This is a genomic window from Agromyces sp. NPDC058064, assembly GCF_042885275.1.
GTDB lineage: Bacteria > Actinomycetota > Actinomycetes > Actinomycetales > Microbacteriaceae > Agromyces.
The window spans coordinates 390,334-403,688 of record NZ_JBHVSE010000001.1; the positions used below are offsets into that span (position 1 = coordinate 390,334).

The 13,355-nt window shown below is 73.9% G+C and carries 13 protein-coding genes; 6 read left to right on the forward strand and 7 right to left on the reverse strand.

The genetic code is table 11. The features are described 5' to 3' along the window. The first annotated feature begins 217 nt into the window (after positions 1 to 217). Positions 218 to 1,576 (forward strand): GNAT family N-acetyltransferase, encoded by a 1,359-nt coding sequence (locus tag ACFVSL_RS01780; RefSeq protein WP_386937950.1) that lies wholly within the window; start codon positions 218 to 220, stop codon positions 1,574 to 1,576. A gap of 30 nt (positions 1,577 to 1,606) precedes the next feature. Here ACFVSL_RS01780 and ACFVSL_RS01785 read toward each other — a convergent pair whose 3' ends face one another. Together ACFVSL_RS01785 and ACFVSL_RS01790 are read right to left on the reverse strand one after the other, a co-directional pair. Then, positions 1,607 to 2,719, reverse strand: coding sequence for a glycerate kinase (locus ACFVSL_RS01785; RefSeq protein WP_386937952.1), 1,113 nt, complete (start codon positions 2,717 to 2,719; stop codon positions 1,607 to 1,609). 32 nt (positions 2,720 to 2,751) lie between these two features. Then, positions 2,752 to 3,879 carry an AI-2E family transporter gene (locus ACFVSL_RS01790; protein ID WP_386937954.1) on the reverse strand — a complete coding sequence of 376 codons (1,128 nt, stop codon included), beginning with the start codon at positions 3,877 to 3,879 and terminating at the stop codon, positions 2,752 to 2,754. A gap of 148 nt (positions 3,880 to 4,027) precedes the next feature. Here ACFVSL_RS01790 and ACFVSL_RS01795 point away from each other — a divergent pair, with 148 nt between their 5' ends. After that, a complete protein-coding gene (locus ACFVSL_RS01795; protein WP_386937955.1) occupies positions 4,028 to 5,467 on the forward strand; it encodes an MDR family MFS transporter in 1,440 nt (479 codons plus the stop codon). Between the two features lie 62 nt (positions 5,468 to 5,529). On the opposite strand, the gene ACFVSL_RS01800 is transcribed toward ACFVSL_RS01795, so the two are convergent. From ACFVSL_RS01800 to ACFVSL_RS01810, 3 genes are all read right to left on the reverse strand, one after another. After that, positions 5,530 to 6,972 carry a lipase maturation factor family protein gene (locus tag ACFVSL_RS01800; RefSeq protein WP_386937957.1) on the reverse strand — a complete coding sequence of 481 codons (1,443 nt, stop codon included), beginning with the start codon at positions 6,970 to 6,972 and terminating at the stop codon, positions 5,530 to 5,532. Between the two features lie 73 nt (positions 6,973 to 7,045). After that, positions 7,046 to 8,509 (reverse strand): phytoene desaturase family protein, encoded by a 1,464-nt coding sequence (locus ACFVSL_RS01805; RefSeq protein WP_386937958.1) that lies wholly within the window; start codon positions 8,507 to 8,509, stop codon positions 7,046 to 7,048. A gap of 2 nt (positions 8,510 to 8,511) precedes the next feature. Then, complete coding sequence (locus tag ACFVSL_RS01810; RefSeq protein WP_386937960.1) at positions 8,512 to 9,240, reverse strand: NUDIX domain-containing protein; 729 nt, start codon at positions 9,238 to 9,240, stop codon at positions 8,512 to 8,514. Positions 9,241 to 9,300: 60 nt separating this feature from the next. Between ACFVSL_RS01810 and ACFVSL_RS01815 the strand changes: the two genes are divergently transcribed. Then, positions 9,301 to 10,167, forward strand: a complete 867-nt coding sequence (locus tag ACFVSL_RS01815; protein ID WP_386937962.1) for an MBL fold metallo-hydrolase — start codon at positions 9,301 to 9,303, stop codon at positions 10,165 to 10,167. A gap of 70 nt (positions 10,168 to 10,237) precedes the next feature. On the opposite strand, the gene ACFVSL_RS01820 is transcribed toward ACFVSL_RS01815, so the two are convergent. Further along, positions 10,238 to 10,810, reverse strand: a complete 573-nt coding sequence (locus tag ACFVSL_RS01820; RefSeq protein WP_386937964.1) for an NADPH-dependent F420 reductase — start codon at positions 10,808 to 10,810, stop codon at positions 10,238 to 10,240. 101 nt (positions 10,811 to 10,911) lie between these two features. Here ACFVSL_RS01820 and ACFVSL_RS01825 point away from each other — a divergent pair, with 101 nt between their 5' ends. The 3 genes from ACFVSL_RS01825 to ACFVSL_RS01835 all read left to right on the forward strand — a co-directional run bounded on the left by ACFVSL_RS01825 (position 10,912) and on the right by ACFVSL_RS01835 (position 12,761). Next, positions 10,912 to 11,436 carry a MarR family winged helix-turn-helix transcriptional regulator gene (locus tag ACFVSL_RS01825; RefSeq protein ID WP_386937966.1) on the forward strand — a complete coding sequence of 175 codons (525 nt, stop codon included), beginning with the start codon at positions 10,912 to 10,914 and terminating at the stop codon, positions 11,434 to 11,436. A gap of 81 nt (positions 11,437 to 11,517) precedes the next feature. Further along, the gene (locus ACFVSL_RS01830; RefSeq protein ID WP_386937968.1) at positions 11,518 to 12,138 is read left to right on the forward strand and encodes a ClpP family protease; all 621 of its coding nucleotides are present in this window, start codon (positions 11,518 to 11,520) and stop codon (positions 12,136 to 12,138) included. Further along, positions 12,135 to 12,761 (forward strand): ClpP family protease, encoded by a 627-nt coding sequence (locus ACFVSL_RS01835; protein WP_386937970.1) that lies wholly within the window; start codon positions 12,135 to 12,137, stop codon positions 12,759 to 12,761. The genes ACFVSL_RS01830 and ACFVSL_RS01835 overlap by 4 nt, the downstream gene beginning before the upstream one ends. Here ACFVSL_RS01835 and ACFVSL_RS01840 read toward each other — a convergent pair. After that, on the reverse strand, positions 12,743 to 13,228 hold the full coding sequence (locus tag ACFVSL_RS01840) for a helix-turn-helix domain-containing protein (protein WP_386937972.1): 486 nt from the start codon (positions 13,226 to 13,228) through the stop codon (positions 12,743 to 12,745). The genes ACFVSL_RS01835 and ACFVSL_RS01840 overlap by 19 nt on opposite strands. Between the last annotated feature and the right edge of the window lie 127 nt (positions 13,229 to 13,355).

The window sequence follows — 13,355 nt, forward strand, 5'->3', positions numbered from 1 at the left end:
AGGTCTGGTGCCGGGCGCGACCGGCGGCCTCGGCGCGCGCCATCGGACGCCGGGAACGACGACGACGGCACCGCGTGGGTGCCGTCGTGCTGAGACGAGCCGCGAAGGCGGACTCGAATCGATTCGAAGCACCCAGATTACCGCACCTCCGGCCGTGGCGCGAGAGTCGGTTCACGACACGCGGCAGGTATCCGGGCAGCGTCGATAGTCTGGATCGGTGCCCTTCGATCTCCGAGACATCCCGCTCGACCCGAAGGCCGAGGCCGCGCTCGCGGCTCGGGGCCTCGAGTACCGCGTCGTCGACCACGACGACCGCGAGGCGCTCGAGGCGTGGGTCGAGGCCGACCGCCGCGGTTTCCACGAGGGCCGCGCGCACGCCGCAGAGCTCGCGCGCGAGCTGACGGTCATCGCAGACCGCCGCGTCATCGGCGTCTACGACCCGACGCTCGACGCTCCCGGGACGCCCGTCGCGACGGCGGCCTGCTGGCCGAGCGGACTCAGCGTGCCCGGCGGCCGCAGCGTCGACGCCTGGGCCGTCGCGTCGGTGACGGTCGCCCCGACCCATCGTCGGCGCGGCATCGCGCGGGCGATGATGGAGGCCGAGCTCCGCAACGCGCAGGCCGCGGGCGCTGCACTCGCGATGCTCACGGCCTCCGAGGCCACGCTGTACGGGCGCTACGGGTACGCACCCGCCGCCCGCATCGCGACGATCGAGGTCGATCGTCGCCGGGTCGAGTGGACGGCGCCCGCCGAACCCGGGCGCGTGCAGTTCGTCGCGCCCGCCGTCATGCGGACGGCCGCGGCCGCGATCGCGCGCCGTGCGGTCGCCCGCACGCCCGGCGAGATCGATCGCTGGCCCGGGCTCCTCGATCGGGTGCTCGGCACGCACGACCCCGACAGCGAGCGCTCCCGCGGCATCCGGGTCGCCCGTTACGACGACCGGCACGACCAGCCGCAGGGGTTCGTCGTGTTCCGCCTGCGACCCGATGCGGCCACGCACGAGGTCGTCCTCGAGTTCGACTTCCTCGCGGCCGCGACCGACGAGGCCGAGCGGGCGCTCTGGCGCTTCCTCATCGAGCACGACCTCGTCTCGAAGATCCGCGGCCGGCTCCGCTCGATCGAGGAGCCGCTGCCGTGGCTGATCGCCGACCGCCGCGCGATCGGCATCGGCGAGGTCTCCGACCACCTGTGGCTGCGCATCCTCGACCCCGTCGCCGCACTCGAGGCGCGCCGGTACTCGGGCAGCGGATCGCTCGTGCTCGATGTCGACGACCCGCAGGGGTACGCGGCCGGCCGGTTCGAGATCGAGTTCTCGGCGAAGGGCCATGCCGAGGTGCGGCGCACCGAACCCGGCGCGGCGGATGCCTCGGCCCGCGCCGCCCGCCGGTCGCGACCCGCTCAGGGGCTGGGGCTGCGCCTCGGCGTCGCCGAGCTCTCGGCGATCTACCTCGGCGACGTGGCGCCGTCGCTGCTCGCACGGGCGGGTCGTGTCGTCGAGACGACGCCGGGCTCGCTCGCGCTCGCCGACCGGCTCTTCGCGTCGCCCCGCACGCCGCACCTCAGCATCTGGTTCTGAGCCGCGGCGTCCGGTCGCCGAACGACCGCGTCACCCGACCGGGGCCGGATACCGGGCCGCGAGCTCGGCGCCGGCCCGTTCGAGCCAGCGCAGCGGCTCGGTGACGGCTGCGGCGCCGCCGCCGGCGAGCTCGGTGAGCGAGGCGCTCGCCGCGAACCCGGCGCGCTCGGGGTCGGCGGCCACCGCCCCCGCGACGAGTGCGGCGGCGACCCCGGCGTCCGCCGCGAGGCGCACGACCTCCGACGGCACCTTGCCGGCCGCCGACTGCCCGTCGAAGCGGCCCTCCCCCGTGATCACGAGCGCTGCGCCCCGCACTGCGGCCGGCAGCCCGATCGTCTCGGCGACGGTGCGCGCGCCGGGCGCGGTCGTCGCGCCCCAGGCGAGCAGGCCGTACCCGGTGCCGCCCGCGGCACCCGCGCCCGGGACCCCGGGGTCGACCGCGGGCAGGAGCCCGGCGAGTCGGGCCAGGCCGGCCTCGAGCTCGGCGACCTCGGCGATCGAGGCGCCCTTCTGCGGGCCGTACACCGACGCCGCACCGCTCGGCCCGAGCAGGGGGTTCGTGACGTCGACGAGCAGCAGGGCCCCCGCCGAGGGCGGGCGGCGGAGGCCTCCGAGTCGCGCCTCGGCGAGCCGGGCGAGCCCGCGTCCACCAGCCGGGACGGGCCGACCCGCCTCGTCGAGCAGCACCGCGCCGAGGGCCTCGAGCGCGCCCGCTCCCCCGTCGGTCGAGGCGCTTCCGCCGAGCGCGAGCAGCAGGCGCTCGACGCCGTGGTCGAGCGCCGCGGCGATGGCTTCGCCGAACCCGCGCGTGTGCGCGTCGAGCGGGGCGAGGGGGTCGAGCAGGGTGATGCCGCTCGCCGCGGCGAGCTCGACGACCCCGGTCGACGGCTCGCCGGGCAGCAGGAGCCAGTGCGCGGCGACGGGCACGCCGAGCGGGCCCGGGACGGTGACGGGCATGCGCATCGCCGCAGGCACCGCCGCCTCGAAGGCGTCCATCGTGCCCTCGCCGCCGTCGGCCATCGGGCGCAGCACCAGTTCGTCACCCGGTCGCACCGAGCTCCAGCCGCGGGCGATCGCGCCGGCTGCGGCGGCTGCGGTGGCGGTGCCCTTGAACGAGTCGGGGGCGATGACGATGCGACGCATCGGGGTGCGCTCTGCCCGGGCCGGCACCCCGGTCAGATCGAGTCCTGCCTGGGGAAGACGACCTTCTGCACGATGATGATGAGCGAGGCGGCGACGGGGATCGCGACGAGGGCGCCGAGCACCCCGCCGAGCGTGCCGCCGGCGACCGCCGCGATCACGACGAGCGCGCCGGGCACCGAGACCGCGCGGTTCATGATGCGCGGGCTCAGCACGTACGCCTCGACCTGCATGTAGATGAGGTAGTAGATCGCGGCGGCGAGCGCCGTCTCGGGCGAGGCGGCGAGGCAGACGAGCGAGATGATCACCGCGCCCGTCAGGGTGCCGACGAGCGGCACGAGCGAGCAGAGGAACGCCACGAAGGCCAGGAGGATCGGCGCCGGGGCCCCGATGATCGTCAGGAAGATGAGGCTCAGCACGCCGTTCACGGCGCCGAGGCTCACCTGCCCCATGACGTAGCGGCCGACCGAGCCGGTGATCTCCTCCGACACGTCGCGGTAGCCGGGGCGCGAGGAGGCCGGCACGAAGCGGGCCGCGTAGCGCTTCATCGAGTCGAGCGAGGCGAGGAAGTAGAGCGTGAGGATGAGCACGATCGTCGCGCCGGTGAAGCCGCCGGCGATGCCGGCGCCGACCGCGAGGATGCCGCCGCCGAGCGAGCCGAGGTTCTCGGGGTCGGCGAGCCACTTGCCCGCCGCCTCGATCGCGTCCTCGATGGCGTGGCCGGTGCCCGACAGGTTGTTGAGCCAGGCCACGAGGTCGCTGTTCTTCGCGTTCTCGACGAGGTCGGGCCAGTTCTCGATCACGTTCGTCGTCTGTTCGACGACGATCGGCACGATGGTCGCGATGAGCCCCACGAAGAGACCGACCACGACGATCACGACGCCGAGGATGGCGGCCCACCGCGGCATCCCCCTGCGCTGCAGCCAGCTGACCACCGGATCGAGGCCGAGGGCGAGGAAGAGGGCGAGCGCGACGTAGAGGATGACGGTGCCGAGCTCGGCGATGATCCCGCCGAGCATGAGCGCCAGCAGCACGCCGAGCGCCCCGATGAATCCGATGCGGAAGGCCCGGATCTTCACCTCGGGGCCGCGCGCGTCGCCGTCGCTCGTGACCTGGGCCGCGGGCGGCTGCGGTGCGACGGCTCGCTTCGTTCGGATTCGCATGCCTCGACGGTAATGCGCGGCCCGGCCGAAGGCACCCCCTTGACCCGGCGAGTTCGATCAGGCGGAGGCCACGTCGGGCGGAATGAATCGCGACCCGAGGCGTTGCACCTCTGCGGGGCGGCACCGTGCGCCCCGGCGAGGAGCGGGCATGGCGGACACGACGGGTGTGGGATTCCGATCCGAGCGGGGGCCGGTGCTCATCGCCGTGATGCTCTCGACCGGGCTCATCGCGATCGACTCGACGATCCTCGCGACGGCCGTGCCGTCGATCGTCGACGACCTCGGCGGCTTCTCGCAGTTCCCGTGGCTGTTCTCGATCTACCTGCTCGCCCAGGCCGTCTCGGTGCCCGTCTACTCGAAGCTCGCCGACACCGTGGGCCGCAAGCCCATCATGCTCGTCGGGATCGGGCTGTTCCTCCTCGGCTCCATCCTCTGCGGCGTGGCCTGGGACATGACCTCGCTCATCGTCTTCCGCGCCGTGCAGGGGCTCGGCGCCGGCGCCGTGCTGCCCGTCTCGATCACCATCACGGGCGACATCTACACGGTGCGCGAGCGCGCGAAGGTGCAGGGCTACATCGCGAGCGTGTGGGCGGCGTCCTCGGTCATCGGGCCGACCCTCGGCGGCGTGTTCGCCGAGTTCCTCTCGTGGCGGTGGATCTTCTTCGTCAACATCCCGCTCTGCGTGCTCGCCGCCGTCATGCTCTGGCGGGCCTACCACGAGTCGCTCGGCCGCGAGAAGCATCGCATCGACATCGCCGGAGCGACGGTGCTCACCCTCGGGCTCACCCTCGTCATCCTCGCCGTGCTCGAGGGCGGGCAGGCGTGGGCCTGGCTCTCGTGGCAGAGCATCGGCGCCTTCGGCCTCGGCGGGCTGCTGCTCGTCGCCTTCGTGCTCATCGAGCGCCGCGCGGCCGAGCCCGTGCTGCCGCTCTGGGTGTTCTCGCGCCGCCTCATCGTGACGACCTCGCTCATCTCGCTCGGCGTCGGCGCCGTGCTCATCGGGCTGACCTCCTACGTGCCCACCTTCCTCGAGATCACGGCGGATGCCTCGCCGCTGGTCTCGGGCCTCGCGGTCGCCGCGCTCACCCTGGGCTGGCCGATCGCCGCGTCGAACGCGGGGCACCTGTTCCTCCGGATCGGGTTCCGCGCCACCGCGCTCATCGGGCTGGCTATCGCGGTGCTCGGCAGCGCAGCGCTCTTCGCCGCCTCGTTCGTGCCGAACGTGTGGACGACGGCGATCGCGTGCTTCATCGTCGGCCTCGGCCTGGGGCTCGTCGCCTCGCCCACGCTCATCGCCGCCCAGTCGTCGGTGCCGTGGGAGGAGCGCGGCGTCGTGACGGGCGCGAACATGTTCCTCCGCTCGGTCGGCAGCGCGGTCGGCGTCGCGATCTTCGGTGCGGTCGCCAACGGGGTGATCGCCCGCTCGGGGCTCGGCGCCCACTCGCCCGTCGCGATCCAGGCGGCCTCGGCCACGGTGTTCCTCGCGGTCGCCGTGGCGGCGATCCTCACCGTCGCCGCGGCGCTCGTGATGCCGCGGGCGAAGGTCGACGACATCGAGCACCGCCCGGTCGAGGCCACCGCCGCCTGAGCGGGCCGACCGCCGCCTGAGCGAGGCGACCGCGGCGCCGAGTGGACGGCGCCTCGCGCCGCTCACTCCCAGCGCGCGGCGGGCGGCACGACCTCGGCCTCGAGGCTCCGCACCCAGCGGTCACCCGTCGCCCGGTGCTCGGCTCGCGTCGCGAAGCGGTAGTGGTAGGCCCGCACGCGGATCCACTTCGGCGGCGCACCGTCGAACGGGTCGTGGGCGAGCAGCGCCAGCGTCGGCGGGTCGGCCGCGAGCAGGCGCTCGAGGAAGACCTCGAACCACGGCTCCCACATGCGCCCGAGCGGCAGGAACCACATCAGCCAGTCGAGCCGCAGGTGGTACGGCGCCCACTGCCGCGGCAGCGCACGCACGTCGCCGGGCTTGCCCTTGAAGCCGTACTCGCGCCACGCCGCACCGTCGTCGGGCACGTCGTCGAGCGTGCCCGCGACGACGATCTCGATGCGCCGCTTCGTCACCGTGCCGAAGGCGCCGTACGCGTTCACGAGCATCCAGCGGTTGAAGCTCGCGTTCATGAGCTGGCGGTGCGCGAACAGGTTGCGCAGCGGCCACCAGCTGAGCACGACGATCACCAGGCCGACCGCGAGCACGACGACGGCCCACCACGGCGGCGAGCCCGAGGCATCCGTGCCCAGGTCTTCGGGGATCGCCGGGATCAGCAGGTGCCAGACCGGGTCGGTGACCGCCGACGCCGCGAGCACGACCGTGATCCAGTTGAGCCAGGCGAAGTTGCCGGTGACGATGAGCCAGAGCTGCGTGAGGATGACGATCGCCGCCGCGACCGAGCCGACCGGACCCGGCACGAACAGCAGGAACGGCACGACGAGCTGCGCGAAGTGGTTGCCGATCACCTCGCCGCGGTGGAACCACGGCGGCAGCAGGTGCGCCCGCCGGCTGAGCGGGCCCGGCATCGGCTGGGTCTCGTGGTGGTACATGAGCGCGGTGAGGTCGCGCCACTCGCGCCCGCCGCGGATCTTGATCATGCCCGCGCCGAATTCGAGCCGGAAGACGAGCCACCAGATCGCGACGACGATCACGATGGGCGGCGGCTGGTCGTTCGAGCCGAGAAAGGCCACCGTGAACAGCGCCTCGCAGAGCAGCATCTCCCAGCCGAAGCCGTAGAAGGTCTGGCCGACGTTCACGATCGAGAGGTACAGCAGCCACAGGGCGAGGAAGGCGAGCATCGGCAGCCACGGCGGCCCGAGCTGCGGCAGTCCGAGCACGACGGATGCCCCGAACACGATCCCGGCCACGGCGACCGCCACGAGCCGCCGGTCGCTGTACCCCCAGCGGAACAGGCTCGGGCCGCGCAGTCGCGTGGAGCGGCGCAGCAGTGCGGGCACCGGCAGCAGGCCGTGTTCGCCGAGCAGCGGGCGGAACTGGTTCAGCGTCGACCAGAACGCGACGACGGCGAGCGCGCCGACGCCGCGCTGCAGCACCTGGCGGGCGACCTCGTAGTCGTGCGCGTCGAACCAGGCGGTCCAGTCCACCCCTCCACGCTACGCCCGCCCCGGTCGGTCGAGGAGGAGCGCCGCGACCTTCTCGCGACCACGTCGAGGCGCCTCAGACGCTGAGCCCGAATCGCTCCTTCAGTGCGAGCTTCGCGGCGTACCAGCCGTTCATGCCGTGCACGGCGGGCCCGGGCGGGGTCGCGCTCGAGCACAGGTACACGCCGTCGACGGGCGTGCGCCACGGCGCCGTCGAGACCACGGGGCGCTTCACGAGCTGCGCGAGGTCGAGGGCCCCCGAGTAGATGTCGCCGTCGACGTAGTTGCGGTTGTACGCGCCGACCTCGCGGGCCGAGCTCGCGGCGCTCGCGAGCACGACGTCGCGGAACCCGGGCGCGAAGCGCTCGACCTCCGCCGTCACGAGCTCGGTCGCGTCGAGCGTCGAGCCCGCGGGCACGTGCGTGTACGCCCAGAGCACCTGCTTGCCCGCAGGGGCGCGGCTCGGGTCGACGACGCTCGGCTGGCAGACGAGCACGTACGGATGCCGCGGCGCGCCGCCGTCGCCCGCGACCCGCGTGTTGACGCCGGGCTGCAGCCCGCGTGCGACGGCGTTCTCGGCCGCGGCGATCTCGCGCCGGCTGCCGCCGAGGTGCACGGTCGGCGCGTGCCCGACGGCCGGGTTCGCCCACGGCACCGGCCCGTCGAGCGCGAAGTCGACCTTCGCGATGCCGGTGCCGTAGCGGTATCGGCGCAGGGCGCGCTCGTAGCGGTGCGGCAGCTCGGCCGTGAAGAGGAGCTCGGGCGAGGTGTCGAGCAGCACGGCACGGGAGCCCCGCACCTCGTCGAGCGCCTGCACCGGGGCATCCGTCACGATCTCGGCGCCGTGCTCCGCCAGCTCGGCGAGGAGCGCGTCGGCGATCGCCTGGGACCCGCCGCGCGGGAGCGCCCAGCCGACCCCGTGCGCGTGCATGGCGATGAGCAGCCCGGCGCCCGCCGAGGCGAGCGACGGCATCCCGCCCGCCGCGTGCGCGACGACCCCGGTGAAGAGCGCGGGCGCGACGTCGCCCGTGAAGCGCCGGTCCCAGGCTCGGGTGCCCTGCTCGAGCGCGCGGAGGCCGAACCGGAACGCCGCGATCGGGTCGCGGGGCACGCGCAGCAGCTGCGAACCGGTGAAGTCGACGACGCCGCGCTGCCGGGCGAGGAGCGGCGCGACGAGGCGTCGCCACGCGCGGCCGTCGGCGCCGAGCCCGTCGACGGTGCGGTCGAGGTCGCGCCAGGCGATGCCGGCGCGGCCGCCGGGCAGCGGGTGCGCGTAGGAGGCCTCGGGCACGATCCACTCGGGGGCGCGAGGGCCGTCGACGAGGCCCAGCTCGCGGAACACCGGCGAGGCGAGCGCCGCCGGATGCACCGCCGAGCAGACGTCGTGACGGAACCCGGGCAGGGTGAGCTCGGCGGTGCGGACTCCCCCGCCGAGGGTCGGCGCCGCCTCGACCACGCGCACGGCGAGCCCGGCGCGGGCGGCGACGACGGCTGCGGTGAGCCCGTTGGGCCCCGATCCGACGACGGTGACGTCGACCATGCTCAGAAGGTGCGGAGATAGACCCAGGGCAGGCGGTCCATCATGAGTCGGTGGCGGTTGCCCTGCGCGTCGGGGGCGTCGTCGGGCACGGCCGGACCGCGCCCCTCGCCGCTCAGCACGGCGTCGTACTCGTCGTCCTCCTGCCACAGCACCATGCGACGCACCTCGTCGCGCCGGGCCCGGAAGGGCCGCACCTCGCCGGCGGCGAACGCGGCGAGCGCGGCGTCGACCGATGGCGCGTCGAGCAGCCCGTGCAGCGTCACCCAGGTCGGCGGCCACAGGGTGAGGCTGCCCGTGGCGTGACGGTCGAGGGCGTCCACGGGTCGCAGCCACGCGGCGGCGACGAGCTCCTCGGGCGCGAGTCGCAGCTCGCCGTCGGGCACGCGCACGGCGAAGAACGCGGTCGTGAGTGCCTTCGGCGAGCGCTCGGGCGGGGTCCACAGCGAGAACGGCACGAGCTCGTCGGGGTCGACGACGAGGCCGACCTCCTCCTCGACCTCGCGCACGGCCGCACGACGGGCCGCGGCGAGGCTCTCGGGCGGGTCGCCTGCGACGTCGGCCGGGTCGACCGCGCCGCCCGGGAACACCCACGCGCCGGCGAAGGTGCCGCGGTCGCTCGGCCGCTCGGCGAGCAGCACCTCGAGTCCGAGCTCGCCGTCGCGCAGCAGCACGACGGTGGCGGCGGATCGGGTGGCGACGGGTGAGCTCGGGGACTCGGGCGCGCTGTCCATCCCCTCAGACTAAGCCGGTCGGCCCGCGCTCGCACCGGGGCGGGCCGATACACTGCCGGGATGGACGACGCCGCAGCGCACCAGCGGGTCGACCCGGCCGGGCCGGCGCGACTGGCCCGCACGGTGCTCGCCCCGAATGCCGGCCCGATGACCCTCGACGGCACGAACTCGTACGTGCTGCAGGCGCCGGGCGCCCGTTCGACGGTCGTCGTCGATCCCGGCCCGGCCGACCCCGGCCACCTCGAACGGCTCGCGGCGGCCGGCCCGGTCGAGCTCGTGCTCATCACGCACCACCACGCCGACCACACGGAGGCGATCGACGCCTTCGCGCGGATGACCGGAGCCCCGGTGCGGGCCATCGACCCCGTGTTCTGCCGCGGTGCGGCGCCCCTCGCCGACGGCGAGCGCCTCGTCGCGGCCGGCATCGAGCTTACGGTGATCGCGACGCCGGGGCACACGGCCGACTCGGTCTGCTTCGCGCTGCTGGGCGAGGACGAGGGCGAGGGCGAACGCGACGGAGGATCCGGCGAGCGCGCGGCCGACGCCGGGGCAGCTTCGCCGATCGCGGTGCTCACGGGCGACACGATCCTCGGTCGCGGCACGACGATCATCGCCGACCCCGACGGCGCGCTCGGCCCCTATCTCGAGTCGCTCGAGACGCTCAGGGCCCTCGGAGCCGAGCAGCGGGTCGCGGTGCTGCCCGGGCACGGCCCGGCGCTGCCCGACCTCGCCGCGATCTGCGACGCCTATCTCGCGCACCGCGCCGAGCGGCTCGAGCAGATGCGCGGAGCGCTCGCGCGGCTCGGCGCCGAGGCCTCGGTCGGCGAGGTGACCGACCTCGTCTACGCCGACACGGATGCCTCGGTGCGGGGCGCGGCGGAGGCATCCGTTCGGGCGCAGCTGCGCTACCTGCGCGGCTCGGCCTGAACCGATCTCGAAACGCACGAATCGCCCGGCTTCATGCGAAGCCGGGCGATTCGTCGTGGTGCGGTGCGCGTCAGGCGGCGACGGCGAAGCCGCCCGTCCAGCCGATCTTCTCCTGCACGGCGAGGGTGAGCTGGAGGAACCCGATCGACTCGAGCTCGCGGGCGCGCTTGAGGGCGCCCGCGTCGATGGCCTTCACGCCGCCGGCGCGCACGACGTCGATGAGGGCCTGCTTGGCCACCGCGTCGTCGCCGGCGACGAGCACCGTGGTGCCCTCTTCGCCGACCGACTTCGAGGCGAGGGTCGCGGCGAAGTTCGTGTTGAAGGCCTTGAGCACGCGCGACTCGGGCAGGAGCTCGGCGAGCTCGGCGGCCTTCGAGCTGTCGGACGCGGGAACGAGCGAGTCGAAGGTCTCGAAGTTCAGCGGGTTGGTGATGTCGACGACGATCTTGCCGGCGAGCTCGGCGCGGCGGGCCTCGGCGATCTCGGCGATCGCGAAGTGCGGCACGGCGAGCACGACGATGTCGCCGGTGACGGGCTGCGAGAGATCGCGGCCGAGCACCTCGACGCTGTTGCCGCCCGCGGCGACGATGCCGCCGATCGCGCTGCCCATGTTGCCGTTCCCGATGATGCTGACGGTCGTCATTGCGATTCCTCTCCGCGCCGTTCGACGCGATTACTTGTTTCGACAACCATTACTGTAGACCAATTCAGTTGTTCCGTCAACCAATGAGGTAGAATCGAGTCATGGCAGACGAAACGCAGTGGCTCTCCCCCGAGGAATCGGCGGCCTGGGTGCGCCTCATCGCCGTCGCCGAACTGCTGCCGGGAGCGCTCGACGCCCAGCTCCTGCGTGACGCAGGCCTCACCCACTTCGAGTACGTCGCCCTCATGGCCCTCGCCGACGCGCCGGGTCGCACCATGCGCATGACCGAGCTCGCCTCGCGCACGAACGCGACCCTGCCCCGGCTCTCGCACGTCGCGCGCCGCCTCGAGGAGCGCGGGCTGATCCGTCGCTTCCCCTGCCCCGAAGACCGGCGCGCGACGAACGCGACGATCACCGAGGCCGGGCTCGAGCTCATGGCCGACGCGGCGCCCGGCCACGTCGACACGGTGCGCGCGAACGTGTTCGACGCGCTGAGCGCCGAGCAGCTCGAGCAGCTCTACGCCATCGCGGGCGCGGTGCTGTCGAAGCTCGATCCCGACGAGCGGCTCTCGGCGACCTCCTGCCAGTTCAGCGAGGGGCCGGTCGTCCGCACGCTCGCGGGCTGACGGCGGCCGCTGCTGCCGACGGCAGCACTGCCGTGAGCAGCACCGCCCCCGCGCTCCGCGTGGGCGGCGCAGGCTGGGGTCATGAGCGAACAGACCCCGGCGATCCAGCCGATCGACGCCGAGCTCACCGCCCGGCTCTTCCACGAACGCATCATCGTGCTCGGCGACGAGCTCGACCAGCAGGGCGGCAACCGCCTCTGCGCCCAACTCCTCACCCTCGCGGCCGAGGACCCGCGCCGGGACATCCGGTTCTGGATCAACTCGCCCGGCGGCTCGGTGTCGGCGATGCTCGCGATCGCCGACCTGATGCGCTCGATCCCGAACGAGGTGTCGACGATCGCCTACGGCATGGCGGCGAGCGCCGGGCAGTTCCTGCTGAGCGCGGGCACCCCCGGGCGGCGCTTCGCCCTCCCGCACGCGCGCATCCTCATGCACCAGGGCTCGGCGGGCATCGGCGGCACCGCCGTCGACGTCGAGCTGCAGGCCGACGACCTCCGTCACATGCGCGACACCGTGCTCGGCATCACCGCGGCGAACACGGGCCAGCCGCTCGAGCGGATCGCCGAGGACTCCCTGCGCGACCGCTGGTACACCGCGGAGGAGGCCGTCGACTACGGCTTCATCGACCGCGTCGCCGACGGCTTCGACGAGATGTTCCCCCGGGCCGTACGGCCCCCGACCGGATTGCGAGTGCCCGCATGACCAGTTACACGATCCCCTACGTCGTCGAGAAGCGCGGCAGCACCGAGCGCTCGCTCGACGTCTACAGCCGGCTGCTCTCCGAGCGGATCGTCTACCTCGGCACCGAGATCGACGACGGCGTCGCGAACGTGCTCATCGCGCAGTTCCTCCACCTCGCCTCCGAGTCGAGCGAGACCCCGATCAGCCTCTACCTCAACTCCCCCGGCGGCTCGCCCGGCGCGGCGCTCGCGGTCTACGACACGATGCAGCACATCAGGCCGGATGTCGCGACCACGTGCGTCGGCCAGGCGGCCGGGCCGGCCGCGGTGCTCCTCGCGGGCGGGGCGAAGGGGCAGCGCGCGATCCTGCCGCACGGGCGGGTCGTGCTCCACCAGCCCTCGACCCAGGGCCGGGGCTCCATCCCCGACCTCATCATCCACGCCGACGAGGTGGTGCGCGTGCGTGCGGAGCTCGAGGCGGCCCTGGCCACCGACACCGGGCACGACGCGGCCACGCTGCGGCGCGACACCGACCGCGACCGCATCCTCTCGGCGACCGCCGCCGTCGAGTACGGCCTCGCCGACCACGTGCTGACCGCACAGGTCGCGGTCGGCGCGGGCGCCGCCTACGCGACGAGCAGGTAGACGCCGCCGGGCGGCGCGGCGATCGTCGCGTCGCCCGCGGCGATCGCGCCGCCGAGGTCGAGCACGGCGTCGATCTCGAGCGCAGCGTCGATCCCGAGCGCGGGTTGCCCCGCCGGCAGGTCGGCGCGGAAGGCGAACGACACCTCGCGCTCGAGGCGCTCGCGCCGCTCGGCCTCGCGCCGTTCGAGCTCGCGCCGAGCCTCGAGCGAGGCGGCCACGCGGTGCACGACCTCGACGAGCTCGAGGCCGAGCGCCCCGGCGACCGAGCCGAGCACCTCGCTCGACGGCTCCTTGCGGCCGCGCTCGATCTCGGAGAGGTACTGGGGCGAGACCCCGGCGGTGGCGGCGACCTCGGTCAGGATGCGCTCCTGCGAGCGACGCTCGCCGCGGAGCACCTCCCCCAGCTCGTTGCGCCAGAGCGGCTTCTCGGTGCGCGGTGCTCGCGGGAACTCGACGACCTTGCCCATGCGACGAGGCTAGCCGCGGCGCCGAAGGGGCGACAGCCCGATCCGCTCACAGCAGAACGGCGGCAGCGACGACGAAGGCGGCGCGGGATCGCTCCCGCGCCGCCTGCGCCTCATCGCGTCAGGACGC

Bases quoted from the DNA above. Each gene is read 5' to 3' on its own strand.
- ACFVSL_RS01785 (WP_386937952.1), bottom strand. From the start codon at position 2,719: ATGCGTCGCATCGTCATCGCCCCCGACTCGTTCAAGGGCACCGCCACC.
- ACFVSL_RS01790 (WP_386937954.1), bottom strand. From the start codon at position 3,879: ATGCGAATCCGAACGAAGCGAGCCGTCGCACCGCAGCCGCCCGCGGCC.
- ACFVSL_RS01795 (WP_386937955.1), top strand. From the start codon at position 4,028: ATGGCGGACACGACGGGTGTGGGATTCCGATCCGAGCGGGGGCCGGTG.
- ACFVSL_RS01805 (WP_386937958.1), bottom strand. From the start codon at position 8,509: ATGGTCGACGTCACCGTCGTCGGATCGGGGCCCAACGGGCTCACCGCA.
- ACFVSL_RS01810 (WP_386937960.1), bottom strand. From the start codon at position 9,240: ATGGACAGCGCGCCCGAGTCCCCGAGCTCACCCGTCGCCACCCGATCC.
- ACFVSL_RS01815 (WP_386937962.1), top strand. From the start codon at position 9,301: ATGGACGACGCCGCAGCGCACCAGCGGGTCGACCCGGCCGGGCCGGCG.
- ACFVSL_RS01820 (WP_386937964.1), bottom strand. From the start codon at position 10,810: ATGACGACCGTCAGCATCATCGGGAACGGCAACATGGGCAGCGCGATC.
- ACFVSL_RS01825 (WP_386937966.1), top strand. From the start codon at position 10,912: ATGGCAGACGAAACGCAGTGGCTCTCCCCCGAGGAATCGGCGGCCTGG.
- ACFVSL_RS01830 (WP_386937968.1), top strand. From the start codon at position 11,518: ATGAGCGAACAGACCCCGGCGATCCAGCCGATCGACGCCGAGCTCACC.
- ACFVSL_RS01835 (WP_386937970.1), top strand. From the start codon at position 12,135: ATGACCAGTTACACGATCCCCTACGTCGTCGAGAAGCGCGGCAGCACC.
- ACFVSL_RS01840 (WP_386937972.1), bottom strand. From the start codon at position 13,228: ATGGGCAAGGTCGTCGAGTTCCCGCGAGCACCGCGCACCGAGAAGCCG.